This window comes from Streptomyces sp. ML-6 (assembly GCF_030116705.1).
Classification (GTDB): domain Bacteria; phylum Actinomycetota; class Actinomycetes; order Streptomycetales; family Streptomycetaceae; genus Streptomyces.
This window is the reverse complement of sequence record NZ_JAOTIK010000001.1, coordinates 3322383-3338780: the sequence shown is the minus strand read 5'-3', so window position 1 is coordinate 3338780 and position 16398 is coordinate 3322383. Positions and strand designations below refer to the sequence as shown.

Below are 16398 nucleotides of genomic sequence, written 5' to 3'. Positions count from 1 at the left end.
CGGGCGTATGGCACTAAAGTGACATTGTGCCCCGCCAATTGGGAGATCTCGAAGACGCCGTGATGACACGGGTCTGGCAATGGAACCGTCCGGTCACCGTGCGGGAAGTCCTGGAGGACCTTCAGCAGGAACGCTCCATCGCCTACACCACCGTCATGACGGTAATGGACAATCTCCATCAGAAGGGCTGGGTGCGCAGGGAAGTGGACGGCCGCGCATATAGATATACGGCGGTCTCCACCCGGGCCGCCTACTCGGCCGCACTGATGAACGAAGCATGGTCGCGCAGTGACAACCCGGCGGCTGCTCTTGTCGCCTTCTTCGGCATGATGTCCCCCGAGCAGCGCGAGGCCCTTCAGGACGCCATGCGGATCATTCTTCCCGATCTCGCCGGACCTTCCGGCGCGTCGGCCGGTGAACCCGGCGACGCACCCGCGGACGCACCCGCGGACGAACCGGCGGACGAGGGCGGACGGGCCGGGGAACGCGAAGGCGCGACCGCCCCCGGACCGGCCGGCGGAAACAACGGGGGCCGGAACGGGGCCCCGGCCGCAGGGGCATCCGGTACGGCGTCCGGAGATCCGGCCGATGGGGCGGGCGCGGAGGCCGGGCGATAGCGTCGGGGGTATGTCCTCAGAGCTTCCCTCGGCCGATTCCCGTACCGAACCGTCCGCCATAAACGTAGCCGTCACGGTCCGCCGCGCCAGGACCAGTGATGTGGCATCGGTCCGCCGTCTCCTCGACGGGTACGTACGCGAAGGGATCCTGCTCGACAAAGCGACGGTGACGCTTTACGAGGACATCCAGGAGTTCTGGATCGCGGAACGCGACGAGGACGCCCGGGTCATCGGCTGCGGCGCACTGCACGTCATGTGGGAAGACCTCGCCGAAGTGCGTACTCTCGCCGTGGATCACAGCATCAGGGGTGCCGGAGTCGGACATCAAGTGCTCGACAAGTTGTTGCAGACCGCTCGCTGGCTGGGTGTGCGCAGGGTTTTCTGCCTCACCTTCGAAGTGGACTTCTTCGCGAAGCACGGCTTCGTGGAGATCGGAGAGACGCCGGTCGACGGAGATGTCTACAGTGAGCTGCTGCGTTCCTATGACGAGGGCGTAGCGGAGTTCCTGGGGCTCGAACGAGTGAAGCCGAACACCTTGGGCAACAGCCGGATGCTTCTGCATCTGTGAGCGCCATCTGCGAGCACCACAAGAAGCCGGAACCCTATGTCCGAATCGCGCACGTTTCCCGTGCCCCCGGGATCCTGAACCTCTCCCGGGGGTTTGTGTTTTTCGGGGAAAAGCGGTTTCCTTTCCGCGTACTGCATTTTCGATGAAAGGGAATCCAGTGGCACAGAAGGTTCAGGTCCTTCTTGTCGATGACCTCGACGGCGGCGAGGCGGACGAGACGGTCACGTTCGCCCTCGATGGCAAGACGTACGAGATTGACCTCACCACCAGCAACGCGGACAAGCTCCGTGGCCTTCTCGAGCCGTACACCAAGGGTGGCCGGCGGACGGGTGGCCGTGCGGCGTCCGGTCGCGGCAAGGGCCGCGCCGCCACGGGCGGCAACAAGGACACCGCGGAGATCCGTAAGTGGGCCCGCGAGAACGGCCACAACGTGAATGACCGTGGCCGTGTTCCCGCGGAGATCCGCGAAGCTTACGAGAAGGCCAACGGCTGAGCGGCCGATCCATCGGTCGACCGCCCCGTTCGGGCACGCAACAACCGGGCGCGGTGGCATTCCGTGGCCACCGAGTCCACCAGCCGCACGAGATCGGGAGCACTCCCGCCCCTGCTCCCGAGACCGGTGAGGGCCGGGAGTCCCGACCCCTCCTCGTGCCGCAGCCCGGGGGGCCGCAGCCACACGGCGGCCCCCGGCCGGCCCGCCGCCCGTCCCGGCGGCGCGGGGGCGGTGATCCGGCCACCCGCGCCGAAGACGGTCAGCGAGAGGGCGACGCCTCCCCACTCCAGCCAATCGAGCAGCCCGGGCAGCTCCTCGGCGCTCCCCGCCGCCACCAGCAGGTTCATCCGCGCCCCCGACAGCGCCACGGGCCCGGTGCGGTCCACCCGCCGCAGCACCGCGTGGCCGACGGCCGCGGGCACCTGGAGCACGTCGAACCGCAGCCCGGTCAGCAGGCGCACCGGCTCGGTGCCCGCCGTCGCCCAGCCGAGCTCTCGTTCGTACCATTGCGCCCACCGGGCGCGGTCGCCATGGATCTCCCGCCCGCCGCTGACCGACGGCGGGGGAGACGGGACGGTGAGGGCCATGCCGGAAGAACGGCCCGGAGGCCCCGGGGGTTACGCAGAGTTCACCGCCGGGTGCGCAATGTGTCCGGGATGGGGGCGTAGGGGCGTATTCGGGAGCGCGAAGATGTTCGCCCGTAGCGGAGGGAACCGGCACGCGCCGCATGGACTGTCTGTAATTGCGGGTAAGACATCCCTAGTGGGGAGGGACGACACGCAGGTTCGGGCGTCTCACGTTCGCCATCGGCGTACTGGCGAAAGGGGTATCTGCCTGGCCTGCGGGAACATCGTCTCGCACCATCGGGTTGGAGAAGTTGTCGGCGTTCGGGGCAGGAGGCCAAGGACGGTGTCGGCAGTTGGAATGAGCGGTCCCCGCTTGCGGGACTAAGCTGCGGAAGGACAGGGAGGGGACCGACCCCTAACTGCCTGACCGCTCTGAGGAGCGATTAACGATGTTCGAGAGGTTCACCGACCGCGCGCGGCGGGTTGTCGTCCTGGCTCAGGAAGAAGCCCGGATGCTCAACCACAACTACATCGGCACCGAGCACATCCTCCTGGGCCTTATCCACGAGGGTGAGGGTGTCGCCGCTAAGGCCCTGGAGAGCCTCGGGATTTCGCTCGAGGCGGTCCGCCAGCAGGTGGAGGAGATCATCGGCCAGGGCCAGCAGGCCCCGTCCGGGCACATCCCCTTCACGCCCCGGGCCAAGAAGGTCCTGGAGCTCTCGCTCCGTGAGGCCCTCCAGCTCGGCCACAACTACATCGGCACCGAGCACATCCTGCTCGGCCTGATCCGCGAGGGCGAGGGCGTCGCCGCCCAGGTCCTCGTGAAGCTGGGCGCCGACCTGAACCGGGTGCGGCAGCAGGTCATCCAGCTGCTCTCCGGGTACTCGGGCAGCAAGGAGGCGGCGACCGCGGGCGGCCCCGCGGAAGGCACGCCCTCCACGTCCCTGGTGCTCGACCAGTTCGGCCGGAACCTCACCCAGGCCGCCCGCGAATCCAAGCTCGACCCGGTCATCGGGCGCGAGAAGGAGATCGAGCGGGTCATGCAGGTGCTGTCCCGCCGTACCAAGAACAACCCGGTCCTCATCGGCGAGCCCGGCGTCGGCAAGACGGCGGTCGTCGAGGGCCTGGCGCAGGCCATCGTCAAGGGCGAGGTGCCCGAGACCCTCAAGGACAAGCACCTCTACACCCTCGACCTCGGCGCGCTGGTCGCCGGCTCCCGCTACCGCGGTGACTTCGAGGAGCGCCTGAAGAAGGTCCTCAAGGAGATCCGCACCCGCGGCGACATCATCCTGTTCATCGACGAGCTCCACACGCTGGTCGGTGCGGGTGCCGCCGAGGGCGCCATCGACGCGGCCTCGATCCTGAAGCCCATGCTGGCCCGCGGCGAGCTGCAGACCATCGGCGCCACCACGCTCGACGAGTACCGCAAGCACCTGGAGAAGGACGCCGCGCTGGAGCGCCGCTTCCAGCCCATCCAGGTCGCCGAGCCCTCGCTGCCGCACACCATCGAGATCCTCAAGGGTCTGCGCGACCGCTACGAGGCCCACCACCGCGTCTCCATCACGGACGAGGCGCTGGTCCAGGCCGCGACGCTGGCCGACCGGTACATCTCGGACCGCTTCCTGCCGGACAAGGCGATCGACCTGATCGACGAGGCCGGTTCCCGGATGCGCATCCGCCGGATGACCGCGCCGCCGGACCTCCGCGAGTTCGACGAGAAGATCGCGGGCGTCCGCCGCGACAAGGAGTCGGCCATCGACTCCCAGGACTTCGAGAAGGCGGCTTCCCTCCGCGACAAGGAGAAGCAGCTGCTGGCGGCGAAGGCCAAGCGCGAGAAGGAGTGGAAGGCCGGCGACATGGACGTCGTGGCCGAGGTCGACGGCGAGCTGATCGCCGAGGTCCTGGCCACCGCCACCGGCATCCCGGTCTTCAAGCTGACGGAGGAGGAGTCCTCCCGCCTGCTGCGCATGGAGGACGAGCTCCACAAGCGCGTCATCGGGCAGAAGGACGCCATCAAGGCCCTCTCGCAGGCGATCCGCCGTACGCGGGCCGGTCTGAAGGACCCGAAGCGCCCCGGTGGCTCGTTCATCTTCGCCGGCCCGTCCGGTGTCGGTAAGACGGAGCTCTCCAAGACGCTCGCCGAATTCCTCTTCGGTGACGAGGACGCGCTGATCTCCCTCGACATGTCGGAATTCAGCGAGAAGCACACGGTTTCCCGGCTCTTCGGTTCTCCCCCCGGTTACGTGGGTTACGAAGAGGGCGGGCAGCTCACCGAGAAGGTGCGCCGCAAGCCGTTCTCCGTCGTCCTCTTCGACGAGGTCGAGAAGGCCCACCCCGATATCTTCAATTCCCTGCTCCAGATTCTGGAGGACGGTCGCCTGACCGACTCCCAGGGTCGGGTCGTGGACTTCAAGAACACGGTCATCATCATGACGACCAACCTCGGGACGCGGGACATCTCGAAGGGCTTCAACCTGGGCTTCGCCGCCCAGGGCGACGTCAAGACCGGCTACGAGCGGATGAAGAACAAGGTCAACGAAGAGCTGAAGCAGCACTTCCGCCCCGAGTTCCTCAACCGTGTCGACGACACGGTCGTCTTCCACCAGCTCAGCCAGGAAGACATCATCCAGATCGTCGACCTGATGATCGCCAAGGTGGACGAGCGCCTGAAGGACCGCGACATGGGCATCGAGCTCAGCGCGGAGGCCAAGACGCTCCTCGCCAAGAAGGGCTACGACCCCGTGATGGGCGCCCGGCCGCTGCGCCGGACGATCCAGCGCGAGATCGAGGACGTCCTCTCCGAGAAGATCCTCTTCGGCGAGCTGCGTCCCGGCCACATCGTGGTCGTCGGCACCGAGGGCGAGGGTGAGGAGAAGAAGTTCACCTTCCGCGGCGAGGAGAAGTCGGCCCTGCCCGACGTCCCGCCGATCGAGCAGGCCGCCGGTGGCACGGGCCCGAACATGTCGAAGGACGTGTGAGGCTCCGCCGCCGAGCCGAGCTGAGCGACTGAAGGGGGCTGCCCCGGACCGTGCGAACGGTCCGGGGCAGCCCCTTTTCCGGCGTGGGGCGGGGCAGCCCCTTTTCCGGCGTGGGGCGGGGTCAGGGGGCGGGGGAGCCGCTGGTGCGCCTGCTCGCGGCCCTCGGCCGGGACCTCGGCCAGGTCGTCGACCAGCAGCAGGGCCCGGCCGGACTCCGGCATCCGGCCCACCCGGCCCTCGGGGCCCGGCCGACCGTCGGCCGGGCCCCGAGGGCCGGGCGGGCGCGGGAGGGTGTGCCGTTCCGTTCGCGGACCCGCCGGAGTCGCTGGTGCCTGCGGTGTCACGGGTCATGGTCCTGTTCCCCCTGGTGGAACCGAGCTGGTTCCGTCACCCCAGCCAGGGGCCGGGCCGAAGGTCCTGAAACGGACAGGCCTCCGGCCCACCGGCGGTGACAAGGCGCACAGCCCGTTCCGGGCCTACTAGCGGCGGTAGGAGGAGGCGCCGGGTCCGGGGCGGGGGGCTTCGGGGCCGGGGCGGCGCGGGTGTCCGACCCCGGAGGGGCAGGGGGCCGGATCGCTGGCATCCGTCCGTTCGGGCGGTTTGGAAGTGGAGGCCGAACCTGTTCGCGGCAAGGCTTTCGACGGTCGCGAGCGGGGGGTGGGCCCGGCGGGTGCGGGCGAATTTCCGATGTGCCACATACGGCTTTTGTTCGTAGATGGGGTGTTTGAGTGGAAGTGGGGGTGGGGGTTACCAAGGGATGGCCAGCCCGGCCGGAGCGCCGGGACCAGTCGTTCCTGGAGGATTCCCGCCCATGTCGAAGCGCGTCCCGTTCCAGCACTCCCGCCGCCCGTCCCTGTCCCGTGTCCGTGGTGCCGTCGTGGTGGCCGGTCTGGGCACGTCGATGGTCCTCGGCGCGGGCGCTGCGTTCGCGGCCGGCACGGCGGGTGCCCCGGGGCTGAACCTCGCGGAGCTGACCGGCGCCCCCGCAGCCGCGTCGGTCGCCGAGCAGGCGGCCGTGCAGGGCAAGGCGGCGGCCAAGAAGGCCGCCGCGGCCAAGGAGGCGGCGAAGAAGGCGGCCGCGGCGAAGAAGGCCGACCTGAAGAAGGCCCACGGCTGGTCGGCCCCGGTGGACCGCTACGAGCTCAGCGCGAGCTTCGGCAACGACGGCAGCCGCTGGGCCCACAAGCACTCCGGCCAGGACTTCGCCGTGCCGGTCGGCACCGAGGTCGGGGCCGCGCACGGCGGCACCGTCGTGAAGGCCGGCCCGAACGGCGGCGGCGACGGTCCCGCGTACGGCAACGCCGTCGTGATCAAGCACGCCAACGGTACGTACTCGCAGTACGCCCACCTGTCGAAGATCGAGGTGCGCGTCGGCGAGGCCGTGAAGACCGGCGAGAAGATCGCGCTCTCCGGTAACACCGGCAACTCCAGCGGCCCGCACCTGCACTTCGAGATCCGGCACACCGCCGACTACGGCTCCGCGGTCAACCCGGTCGGCTTCCTGAACAAGAAGGGCGTGAACGTCTGACCCGGGGCCGGCCCGGCCCGGCCTGCTGGGCCCACCGGGCCCGTACCTCCCGGGCCGTACCTTCCGGGTCGGCTCGGGCCCCGTACCTCCGGGGCCGTACCTTCCGGGTCGGCTCGGGCCCCGTACCTCCGGGGCCGTACCTTCCGGGTCGGCTCGGGCCCCCGTATCCTCCGCGCCGTACCCCCGGGCCCGCCCCTCGCCCGCGCTACTCCCCGGCCCCCGCTTCCGGGGAGTGCGCCCGGGTGATCAGCTCGAAGGCGACTTCGCGGACGGCCGCGCGCTTCTCCTCGGCGCTGCCCTCGACGTCCTTGAGGGCGAACATGCCGGAGTGCATCGCCAGCAGCGCGGTGAAGCAGCGCATCTGGTCGGCCAGTGACGCGCCGGGGTCCACGAACAGCTCGGCCAGGTCCAGGACGCGCTTCTTGACGGTCCGGCCGATGCTCAGCTCCCGCACGGACGCCTGGTTCTCCTGCACGAACTGGAAGAGCGGGGCGGCGCCCTTCAGCGTCTCGCTGTAGCGCTGGAGGATCTCCTTCTTCGTCTCCAGGGTGCGGGGCTGCTCCTTGCCCCAGGCGATCAGCTCCCTGAGCGGACGGTCGAGGTCCTCGAAGATGCTGATCAGGATGTCTTCCTTGGTCTTGAAGTGGTAATACAGTGCGGCCTTCGTCACATCCAGCCGCTCGGAGATCTCCCGGAGCGAGGTCTTCTCGTAGCCCTGTTCGGCGAAGAGTTCCAGGGCAACGTCCTGAATGCGCTGACGCGTGTTGCCACGGCGCGGCTGCGGCGTGCTGCCCATGAAGCTCTCCCTCGAAAACTTACTTGACGCCCGGCTAGTCAGGAGTCTACTTTCCCCAGTGTAGTCAACTAGCCGGTCGGCAAGTAAGTCCGTGGGCCGGTGCAGGGGAGCAGGGGGAGTGGGGACCGAATGACCGATCTGAAGAAGGCGGCCGACGGGAAGGCGGCAGGCGCCGACCGTCCGGAGGGGGAGCCCGGGGCGCCGCAACGCAGCGTCCGGGTGGTGATGCTCGCCCTGATGATCACGATGCTGCTCGCCATGCTGGACAACCTGATCGTCGGCACGGCCATGCCGACCATCGTCGGCGACCTCGGCGGTCTGGAGCACTTGTCCTGGGTCGTCACCGCGTACACCCTGGCCACCGCCGCCGCCACCCCGATCTGGGGCAAGCTCGGCGACCTGTACGGACGCAAGGGCATCTTCCTCACGTCCATAGTGATCTTCCTGATCGGCTCGGTGCTGAGCGGGATGGCCCAGGACATGGGCCAGCTGATCGGCTTCCGGGCGGTCCAGGGGCTCGGCGCGGGCGGCCTGATGGTCGGCGTCATGGCGATCATCGGCGACCTCGTGCCGCCCCGTGAGCGCGGCAAGTACCAGGGCATGATGGCCGGCGTCATGGCCATCGCCATGATCGGCGGACCGCTGGTCGGCGGCACCATCACCGACCACCTCGGCTGGCGCTGGAGCTTCTACATCAACCTTCCGCTGGGCGCGGTCGCCCTCGCCATGGTCACCGCCGTGCTGCACCTGCCGAAGCGGGAGCGCACCGAGGTCAAGGTCGACTACCTCGGCGCGGCGCTGCTGACCATCGGCATCACCGCGATCGTACTGGTCACCACCTGGGGCGGTTCGGAGTACGACTGGAACTCCGCCGTGATCATGGAGCTCATCGCGATCGGCGTCGCCTCGCTCGTCGGCTTCCTCTTCGTCGAGACGAAGGCGGCCGAACCGATCATGCCGCTGCACATCTTCCACAACCGCAACTTCACCCTGATGTCCGTCCTCGGCTTCATCTCGGGGTTCGTGATGTTCGGCGCGGTGCTCTTCCTGCCCCTGTACCAGCAGTCCGTCCAGGGCGCGTCGGCGACCAACTCGGGCCTGCTGCTCCTGCCGATGCTGCTGGCGATGATGGTCGTCTCGCTGGTCGCGGGGCGGATCACCACCAACACCGGCAAGTACAAGGTCTTCCCCGTCGCGGGCTCCGCCCTGATGGTGGCCGGCCTGTTCCTGCTCTCGCGGATGGACGTCGGGACCACGCGGCTCACCTCCGGCGTCTACATGGCGGTGCTCGGCGCGGGCATGGGCTTCCTGATGCAGATCACGATGCTCGTCGCGCAGAACAGCGTGGAGATGCGGGACATGGGCGTCGCCTCCTCCGCGACCACCCTCTTCCGCACGCTCGGCAGCTCCTTCGGCGTCGCGATCATGGGCGCGCTGTTCACCGGCCGGGTGCAGGACGAGATGGTGGCCCGCGGCGGCGGTGCGGCCACCCAGCAGTCCGCGCAGCTGGACGCGGACAGCCTGGCGAAGCTGCCGGAGGCGGTGCGCGAGGCCTACCAGTTCGCGGTCTCGTCCGGGACCCACATCGCGTTCCTGGTGGCCGCCTCGGTCGGTGTGATCGCGCTGGTCGCCTCGGTCTTCGTCAAGGAGGTGCCGCTGCGCGGGGCGGGCCCGGAGGCCAAGTCGCCGGCGGACGTCCCGCCCGCCGGGGCCAGGCAGGCCGAGTCCGTCTGACGACCGCCACCGCGCGCGGGCGCGGAGACCGGTGACGGGTCGTACGAGGAGGCTCCCGGGGCACGCCCCGGGAGCCTCCTTCCGTCGTACGGCCCCTGACCGGCGCCCGGCAACAGACGACAGGCGACAGATGCCCGGCGTCCGGCTCCGGGTCAGCCGCCGGACCGCGACTTCCGGCCGGCCGGCTCCTTGCCGCTCCTGCCCGCCTTACCTGCTTTGATCGCCCTGATCGACTTGCCTGCCCTGCCGGTCCTCTTCGTCCTCGTCCCGTCGGTCCCGTCGTCTTCATCGGACTTGCGCTGCTCGGCCAGCGGGAGCATCGGGAAGCTGCCGGTGTTCGTCGGCGCGTGTTCGGGCAGCCACAGCACGGCGATCGCCCCGCCCGTGCCCTGCGCCGCCCCTTCGGGCGCCGCGTTGCGGAAGGTCAGCCGGGCCCCGAGGACCCGGGCCTGACCGGCGGCGATCGTCAGCCCGAGGCCGTGCCCGCGCCCGGCCCGGTCGCTGCTCCCGGTACGGAACCGGCTCGGCCCCTCGCGCAGCAGCGCCGCCGGGAACCCGGTGCCGTGGTCGCGGATCCGCACCACCCGGCCCTCGACCGTGACCTCCACCGGGGTGGCGCCGTGCTTGGCGGCGTTGCCCAGCAGATTGCCGAGGATGCGCTCCAGCCTGCGCGGGTCGGTGTTGACCCAGGACTCGTGGACGACCCGTACCTGCACGTCCGGGTCCAGCAGCGCGATCCGCCGGCTGACGAACTCGCCCAGCGCGATCTCCTGGAGCTCGGCCCGCTCCGACGCGCTGTCCAGCCGGGCCACCTCCAGCACGTCCTCGACGAGGGTCCGCATCGCCTGCGCCCGGTCCCGCACCAGCTCCGTGGGGCGGCCCGGCGGCAGCAGCTCGGCCGCCGTCAGCAGACCCGTCACCGGGGTGCGCAGCTCGTGCGCGATGTCCGCGGTGACCCGCCGTTCCGCCTCGATCCGCTCGTTCAGCGCGTCGGTCAGCGCGTCCACGGCACCGGCCAGCTCATCGGTCTCGTCCTGGACGACCCCGCCGACGGCCTCCCTGACCCGTACGTCCGTGTTGCCCTGCGCGACCCGGCCCGCCGCGGCCGCCGCCTTGCGCAGCCGGCGCGAGATCTGCCCGCCGATCAGCACGCCCAGCGCGCAGCCGCCGAACACCACCGAGACCGAACCGATGATCAGCGCCCGGTCGAGGTCGCTCATGATCGTGGCGCTGCGGTCCGCGAACGGGGTGTGCAGCGAGAGCACGTTGCCGTTGCCGACGGGCACGGCCGCCCACACGTCGGGGGTGCCGTTCCCGAGCTCCTCGACATGGGTGGCGCGCCGGTTCCGGTTGGTCTCCGCGCGCAGGCTGCGCGGCATCGTCGGGTCGTTGAGCTTGGCACCGAAGCGGGGATCGGCCTTGCGGGGCTTCGTCGCCTCGTACAGCAACTGCGCGTGCGTCAGCCGTTCCAGCTGCACCTCGCGGGCGTTCTCCAGCATCGAGACCCGGGCGGCGTTGTGGACGACGAAGCTGAGGGCGACCGCGGTCAGCGCGCCGACCGCCGCGATCGCGATGCTGATCTTCCAGCGGACCCCGGTCCGCAGCGTCGGCAGCCTCATGGCCTCAGCTTGTAGCCGAAGCCGCGGACCGTCTCGATCCGGTCCTGGCCGATCTTGGTGCGCAGCCGCTGCACATGGACGTCCACGACCCGGGTGTCACCGCCCCAGCCGTAGTCCCAGACCCGTTCCAGGAGCTTGTCGCGGGAGAGGACCGTGCCGGGCGCCGCGGAGAACTCCAGCAGCAGCCGCATCTCGGTCGGCGTCAACGACACCCGCTCGCCGCCGCGGTGCACCGCCATGCCCTCGGTGTCGACCTCCAGGTCGCCGAAGACCAGCACCCCGCCCACGGCCTGCGACTCCGCTTCCCCGTTGCCCGGCTGCCCGCCCGACGCGTGGCCGAAGCGGCGCAGCACGGCCCGGATGCGGGCGACCAGGACCGCCCCGTCGAAGGGCTTGGTGACGTAGTCGTCCGCGCCGGCCTCCAGGCCGAGGACCACGTCGATCGAGTCGGCCCGGGCCGACAGCATGATCACGGGGACGGTCGACTCGTCGCGGATGCGGCGGCAGAGGCTGACCCCGTCCAGCCCCGGCACCATCACGTCGAGCAGGGCGATGTCCGGGCGGTTCGCCCGGAACGCGTCGAGGCCCGACAGTCCGTCGGGCATCGCGGTGACCGCGAAGCCGTCGCGCTCCAGCGCCAGCTGGGTGGCCTCGCGGATGACGTCGTCGTCCTCGACGAACAGGACGTGGGTCTCGGCCATCGAACAGCTCTCAGTTCTCCGCCGGTTCGGCGGAGAGCCCGGGGTCCCCGTTGCCGACGGCTCGGTTGAAGTCGTTGTGCACCCGGTCGTGTTCGGTGAAGCGGTTGGTGGTCCAGCGGTAGGTGATCACTTCCTCGCCGGAGGGGTAGGCGACCGAGTCCTTCTGCCCGTACACCTGCGTCGTCACCACGAGGTCGCCGCGGTCGATGGTGCCGTACACCGCGGGCTGCTCGATGGCGAAGACGTTCTCGTACGAGCCGCTGCCCCGCGAGCGGTACACGTACGTGCCGACGCCCACCGAGTCCCCGCAGGTCATCACGTTCACCACGACATCGGCCGAGGGGCCACCGGTCATGGTGCCGTACGAGGTGTCCACCGGGTACTCGGAGCCGGTGCAGGGCTTCAGGTCCGTCCTGACCCGCTCGCTGACCTTGGGGTCGCCCTTGAGCAGCGCCACGGCGTCGACCCGCGGGGGCCGGGCCGGCGACGAGGCGTCGGCGCTGGGGGTGGCCTGCATGATCGGCTGGGTGCCGGCCGGGCCCTCGTCCCGGGTGCCGGTCCCGCCGGTGGAACAGCCGGCGGTGAACAGCCCGAGGGCGGCGAGCCCGACCAGGGTCGTGGCACTCGCCGCCCGGCCGGTCAGCGACCGGCTCCGTCTGCCGGTGGCCGTGCGGCCACCGTTGTCTCTCCCGCCGCCACGGTCGTCACCGTGGCCGCTGTCATCGCTGGCTGTCAGGCCGCGCACCGCTCCCGCCCCCGTTCGTCCATACGCCTGCCCGCCTGCGCCCGTACCCGCGCGGTCTCCCGCGCACGTGCCGGGGTGCCGGCGGCCGGAGCACGGTCGGCCGTCCTGGCCCGCTCCTCGCGGAGCCGGTCCTCCCTGCTCGCCGCCTCACGGCTCTCCAGTTCCTGGCGCAGCCGTGCCAACGCGCGGTGCAGGGTGCTCTTCACCGTACCGGCCGACATGCCGAGCGCCGCGGCCGTCTCCTCCGTGCTCATCTGCTCCCAGTGTCGCAGCACGACGACACTGCGCTGCTTGGGAGCCAGCACGCCCAGCACGTCCATCAGCAGGGCGCGGTCGGCACGCTGCTCGGTGCCGTCCTCGACGCTGGCGTCGGGCAGCTGCTCGGTGGGGACCTCGTCCAGCTTGCGGGCCCGCCACCACTCGGTACGGGTGTTGATCATGACGCGGCGCAGGTAGGCGTCGGCGAGGGACTTGTCGGCGATGCCGTCCCAGCGGCCGTACGTGCGGGCCAGCGCGGTCTGCAGCAGGTCCTGCGCGTCCACGGGGTCGGGCACCAGCCGACGCGCGCTGCGCAGCAGCGCGTCCTGCCGGGTGCGTACGTACTCCTCGAATTCGAGCACCTCGCCGTGCGCCATTCCAACCGCCTCCGTCCCCGTGTATCCCCGTCGAACCGCCGTCAGCCATCGTTCGGTCGGGCTGACGTCGAAGACGCTACGGAGCTGTTGTCACGAGGTTGTGCGGAGCAGCCATACGCCGACGCACGGCTGTCCATCGGTTGTGTAACAGTGCCGGCCCGGTGGGGGTACGAACCCCGGAACACGAACATGAGGGGGTACGGGTCCGGGAACGCGAGGGGTACGGATCAGGGTTCGCAGGAGACGCTGGTCACGGGTCGCACGGGGACGGGGCTCAGGTCATCGGCAACCGGTACAGCCCGCCGGCCAGCGGTTCGACCAGGCCGTCGGCGACCAGGCCGTCCAGCGCGCGGGCGCGCTGCACCGGTTCGTCCCACACCGCGTCCAACGCCGACTGCGGCACCGGTGTCACCGCCTCGCGCAACACGGCGAGCAGCCGTCCGCGCACCTGCCGGTCGGTTCCGGCGTAGGTCTGGCCGCGCCGCGGGGGCCCCTGGTGGGCGGGCTTCCCGGCCAGCCGCCAGGCGCACTGCGCGGCGATCGGGCACCGGGCGCAGTCCTCGTTCTTGGCGGTGCAGACGAGGGCGCCGAGCTCCATCGTCGCGGCGGCCCAGCGGGCCGCCCGTTCGTCCTCGTCGGGCAGCAGCGCGCGGGCCAGCTTGCGCTCGGCGGCCGTGGTCGCGTTCGGCGGGTACTGGATGCCGGTCGCGGCCCGTGCGAACACCCGGCGGACGTTCGTGTCGAGCACGGCGTGCCGCTGCCCGTACGCGAACGAGGCCACGGCCGCGGCGGTGTACTCGCCGATGCCGGGCAGGGCGAGCAGCTGGCCGTGCTCGCTCGGTACGTCGCCGCCGTGCCGCTCCGTTATGGCCTGCGCGGCCCCGTGCAGCCGCAGCGCCCGGCGCGGGTAGCCGAGCCGGCCCCAGGCGCGGACCGCCTCGCCGGGCGGTTCGGCGGCCAGGTCGGCGGGGCGGGGCCAGCGGGCCAGCCACTGTTCGTACACCGGGAGGACCCGGTTGACGGGGGTCTGCTGCAGCATGAACTCGCTCACCATCACACCCCAGGCGCCCGCTTCGGGGCGGCGCCAGGGCAGATCGCGGGCGTGCTGTTCGAACCACCCGATCACGGGGGAGTGGAGGGAAGTGGGGGGCGTCTGTGTCGCAGTCATGGCAGTCATCGCACTGTCGATCCTGGCACGGAAGAACGGAAGACGGTTCCGCGTACGGTGGTGTCGCCCCTGCCTGAGGGCCCTTGGGGTGATAACGCCACCCATCCGCGCCCCGAAGTCCGGCAACCGGCCCAAACGGCTCCGGCCAACCGGCCCAAGCCGCTCCGCCCGCCTTCCCGCCACCTTCCCGCCGGCCGCTTTCCGCCGGCTTCCGCCCCTCCCCGGCCGCCCCGCTCCGGGGGTGTCAGCTCCGCCCGTGCCGTCGCCGGGAACGCCCGTCCGTGCCGCCCGCGCCGGGCCCCGACGCCCAGGCGGCAACCGGTGCGGCACTGCCCCGTACGGTCCGGGCGAGCGCCCGCGCCGGGCGGTTCAGCACGGCGATCACGGCGGCCGCCACCACGGCCCCCAGCACCAGGCCGACGGCCACGTCGTGCGGGTAGTGCACCCCGACGAAGACCCGGGAGAAGGCCATCAGCAGGGCCAGCGGCGCGGTGAGCCAGGCCAGCCGGGGCCGGGCGACGGCGATGGCGACGGCCGCCGCCCCGGCGATCGCGGAGTGGTTGCTGGGGAACGACCAGTCGCCCGTCGGCGGGCACGTCACCAGCGAGGCCGCCGCCCCGGCGACCGTCCGGCAGGGGCGTTCCTCGTCCACCACCGACTTGAGCGCCTCGCTGCACACGTAGCCGAAGGCCGTCGCGACGGGGGCGAGCACCGCCAGCGCCAGGGCGCCGTCCCCCTGCCGGCGGGCCCGCCACCATCCGGTGACGAACAGGACACCGAAGACCAGAAGCCCGAGCTCCGTCCATATCTCGGCGAGGTGCTGGACCCATGACGGCATGTCATGCGCGAAGTCGGTGATGTCCCGGTAGAGCGGGGCGGTAACTGAACTATCCATGTCCACAGAGGGTAGTGAGTGGAAACGGGAGTCCGACCGGGGCCGTCGGACAAGGCCCGGGGACGAGGACATCCGGGCCTCCGGAGCACGGGAATCAGGGGCTCCGCCCGACGGGCGCAGAGGCGTCGGGCGACGGAGGCAGGCGCTCCGGTCTGCGGGCGCAAGGGCTCCGACCGGCGGAGACAGGGGTTCCGAGTAGTGGAGTTCGAGGCTCCGGTCGGTCGAACTCAGGGGCGAGAACCGGCCATCCCGGGATGATGATCCGTAAAACTTGGGATTCGGGACGGTGGGTGGGCGGGAGAGCCCGCCGATCTCTCGTACAGTTTGAGCCGTGGGATCTTTGCGTAATCCGATCGGGCCGCTTCCCTCCAGCATCTACTGGCGGCGGAGGGCGGTGGCGGCGACGCTGGTCGCGCTGCTCGCCCTGCTGATCGTGTGGGTCGTCACCTCCGGCAGCGGCAAGGAGGACAAGGACGACTCGCGGCCGAGCGGCTCGGGTCCCGCGCATGCGATCACGCCCGGACCGAGCGGTTCCGGCCCGGCCATCACCCAACAGCCGGGCGGACGCGACGAGCCGGACGAGTCGGACGGAAGCGACGGCGGTGCGTCCGCGGGCTCCGGCGACGGCACGACCGGGGGTTCCGGCGGCAGCGGCGGTACGGGCACCGGCGACGGCACGGACGCCGGGTCCGGCGGTACGGGCGGCGACGGCGCGACGGCCGGCCGTCGCGTCCCCGCGTCCTCCCCGCTCCCCGACTGCGTCCCCGCGGCACTCCAGCTGAGCCTGCGCACCGAACTCGACTACGCCCCCGGCGAGAAGCCGGAGTTCCGGCTGATCGCCAAGAACACCTCGGCCACCGCATGCAAGGCCGACCTCGGCCCGAAGAGCACGGTGCTCACCGTCACCGAGGCAGGTGGCGACGACAACCAGGTGTGGTCCTCCGCGGACTGCCCGGGCGACGGGAGCCTGCTGCTGGAGGTCCCGGCGGGCCGGACCGTCGTGCACGTCGTGGAGTGGGACCGCCGGAAGAGCTCCCCGAAGTGCGCGACGCCGTCCGCGGCGACGGTGGGCCCGGGGACGTACCTGGTCGAGGCGAAGGCGCCGGGCGAGCCGGTGCAGCGCGCCTCGTTCGTCCTCGCGAAGGACTGACCACCGGCACCGACGGAGCCCGGTCCGGGACGAACTCCCGGACGGCGCGGGGGACTACGGGTTCACGACGCGCACGGGTTCACGGCACGGGGGCTACGGGTTCACGGCACGTACGTACGGGTACGCGCGCGTCGTACGGGTACGGGCGCGGCGTACGAGACGCGTGCGACGTACGGGTACGCGCGCGACGTACGGGTACGCGCGC

Annotated in this window: 14 protein-coding genes and 1 pseudogene; 7 read left to right on the top strand and 8 right to left on the bottom strand. The window is 70.9% G+C overall.

Features of this window, described 5'->3' with window-relative positions:
* The first annotated feature begins 62 nt into the window (after window positions 1-62).
* The 3 genes from OCT49_RS14495 (at window position 63) to OCT49_RS14485 (ending at window position 1678) form a co-directional block, all read left to right on the top strand.
* Complete coding sequence (locus OCT49_RS14495; protein ID WP_502963467.1) at window positions 63-617, top strand: BlaI/MecI/CopY family transcriptional regulator; 555 nt, start codon at window positions 63-65, stop codon at window positions 615-617.
* Between the two features lie 10 nt (window positions 618-627).
* Window positions 628-1185 (top strand): amino-acid N-acetyltransferase, encoded by a 558-nt coding sequence (locus tag OCT49_RS14490; RefSeq protein WP_283852291.1) that lies wholly within the window; start codon window positions 628-630, stop codon window positions 1183-1185.
* A 157-nt stretch (window positions 1186-1342) separates the two neighbouring features.
* Window positions 1343-1678 (top strand): histone-like nucleoid-structuring protein Lsr2, encoded by a 336-nt coding sequence (locus OCT49_RS14485; protein WP_283852290.1) that lies wholly within the window; start codon window positions 1343-1345, stop codon window positions 1676-1678.
* Here OCT49_RS14485 and OCT49_RS14480 read toward each other — a convergent pair.
* Entirely contained in the window at window positions 1657-2265 is a 609-nt protein-coding gene (locus tag OCT49_RS14480) for an SCO3374 family protein (protein WP_283852289.1), read from the bottom strand. The two genes, OCT49_RS14485 and OCT49_RS14480, sit on opposite strands and share 22 nt — an antisense overlap.
* 428 nt (window positions 2266-2693) lie before the next feature.
* On the opposite strand from OCT49_RS14480, the gene OCT49_RS14475 reads away from it, so the two are divergent.
* Together OCT49_RS14475 and OCT49_RS14470 are read left to right on the top strand one after the other, a co-directional pair.
* The gene (locus tag OCT49_RS14475; protein WP_283852288.1) at window positions 2694-5222 is read left to right on the top strand and encodes an ATP-dependent Clp protease ATP-binding subunit; all 2529 of its coding nucleotides are present in this window, start codon (window positions 2694-2696) and stop codon (window positions 5220-5222) included.
* Window positions 5223-6033: 811 nt separating this feature from the next.
* On the top strand, window positions 6034-6750 hold the full coding sequence (locus OCT49_RS14470; protein ID WP_283852287.1) for a M23 family metallopeptidase: 717 nt from the start codon (window positions 6034-6036) through the stop codon (window positions 6748-6750).
* Window positions 6751-6955: 205 nt separating this feature from the next.
* On the opposite strand, the gene OCT49_RS14465 is transcribed toward OCT49_RS14470, so the two are convergent.
* Window positions 6956-7546: a TetR/AcrR family transcriptional regulator gene (locus OCT49_RS14465; protein ID WP_283852286.1), complete on the bottom strand. Its 591-nt coding sequence runs from the start codon at window positions 7544-7546 to the stop codon at window positions 6956-6958.
* Window positions 7547-7675: 129 nt separating this feature from the next.
* On the opposite strand from OCT49_RS14465, the gene OCT49_RS14460 reads away from it, so the two are divergent.
* A complete protein-coding gene (locus OCT49_RS14460) occupies window positions 7676-9280 on the top strand; it encodes an MDR family MFS transporter (RefSeq protein WP_283852285.1) in 1605 nt (534 codons plus the stop codon).
* A 287-nt stretch (window positions 9281-9567) separates the two neighbouring features.
* Here OCT49_RS14460 and cseC read toward each other — a convergent pair.
* The 6 genes and pseudogenes from cseC to OCT49_RS14430 form a co-directional block, all read right to left on the bottom strand.
* Window positions 9568-10899: pseudogene (gene cseC, locus OCT49_RS14455) on the bottom strand (two-component system sensor histidine kinase CseC); the annotation flags it as partial.
* Entirely contained in the window at window positions 10896-11600 is a 705-nt protein-coding gene (cseB, locus tag OCT49_RS14450; RefSeq protein ID WP_283852284.1) for a two-component system response regulator CseB, read from the bottom strand. The gene cseB and the pseudogene cseC, both read right to left, overlap by 4 nt.
* Window positions 11601-11610: 10 nt before the next feature.
* Window positions 11611-12345, bottom strand: coding sequence for a hypothetical protein (locus OCT49_RS14445; protein WP_502963376.1), 735 nt, complete (start codon window positions 12343-12345; stop codon window positions 11611-11613).
* Window positions 12333-12980 (bottom strand): SigE family RNA polymerase sigma factor, encoded by a 648-nt coding sequence (locus OCT49_RS14440; RefSeq protein ID WP_283852283.1) that lies wholly within the window; start codon window positions 12978-12980, stop codon window positions 12333-12335. The genes OCT49_RS14445 and OCT49_RS14440 overlap by 13 nt, the downstream gene beginning before the upstream one ends.
* Window positions 12981-13254: 274 nt before the next feature.
* On the bottom strand, window positions 13255-14157 hold the full coding sequence (locus OCT49_RS14435; RefSeq protein ID WP_283852282.1) for an HhH-GPD family protein: 903 nt from the start codon (window positions 14155-14157) through the stop codon (window positions 13255-13257).
* 235 nt (window positions 14158-14392) lie between these two features.
* Window positions 14393-15043: a phosphatase PAP2 family protein gene (locus tag OCT49_RS14430; protein ID WP_283852281.1), complete on the bottom strand. Its 651-nt coding sequence runs from the start codon at window positions 15041-15043 to the stop codon at window positions 14393-14395.
* Window positions 15044-15374: 331 nt separating this feature from the next.
* On the opposite strand from OCT49_RS14430, the gene OCT49_RS14425 reads away from it, so the two are divergent.
* Complete coding sequence (locus OCT49_RS14425; RefSeq protein ID WP_283852280.1) at window positions 15375-16193, top strand: hypothetical protein; 819 nt, start codon at window positions 15375-15377, stop codon at window positions 16191-16193.
* Window positions 16194-16398 lie beyond the last annotated feature (205 nt).

Bases quoted from the DNA above. Each gene is read 5' to 3' on its own strand.
- OCT49_RS14495 (WP_502963467.1), top strand. From the start codon at position 63: ATGACACGGGTCTGGCAATGGAACCGTCCGGTCACCGTGCGGGAAGTC.
- OCT49_RS14490 (WP_283852291.1), top strand. From the start codon at position 628: ATGTCCTCAGAGCTTCCCTCGGCCGATTCCCGTACCGAACCGTCCGCC.
- OCT49_RS14480 (WP_283852289.1), bottom strand. From the start codon at position 2,265: ATGGCCCTCACCGTCCCGTCTCCCCCGCCGTCGGTCAGCGGCGGGCGG.
- OCT49_RS14475 (WP_283852288.1), top strand. From the start codon at position 2,694: ATGTTCGAGAGGTTCACCGACCGCGCGCGGCGGGTTGTCGTCCTGGCT.
- OCT49_RS14470 (WP_283852287.1), top strand. From the start codon at position 6,034: ATGTCGAAGCGCGTCCCGTTCCAGCACTCCCGCCGCCCGTCCCTGTCC.
- OCT49_RS14465 (WP_283852286.1), bottom strand. From the start codon at position 7,546: ATGGGCAGCACGCCGCAGCCGCGCCGTGGCAACACGCGTCAGCGCATT.
- OCT49_RS14460 (WP_283852285.1), top strand. From the start codon at position 7,676: ATGACCGATCTGAAGAAGGCGGCCGACGGGAAGGCGGCAGGCGCCGAC.
- cseB (WP_283852284.1), bottom strand. From the start codon at position 11,600: ATGGCCGAGACCCACGTCCTGTTCGTCGAGGACGACGACGTCATCCGC.
- OCT49_RS14440 (WP_283852283.1), bottom strand. From the start codon at position 12,980: ATGGCGCACGGCGAGGTGCTCGAATTCGAGGAGTACGTACGCACCCGG.
- OCT49_RS14435 (WP_283852282.1), bottom strand. From the start codon at position 14,157: ATGACTGCCATGACTGCGACACAGACGCCCCCCACTTCCCTCCACTCC.
- OCT49_RS14430 (WP_283852281.1), bottom strand. From the start codon at position 15,043: ATGGATAGTTCAGTTACCGCCCCGCTCTACCGGGACATCACCGACTTC.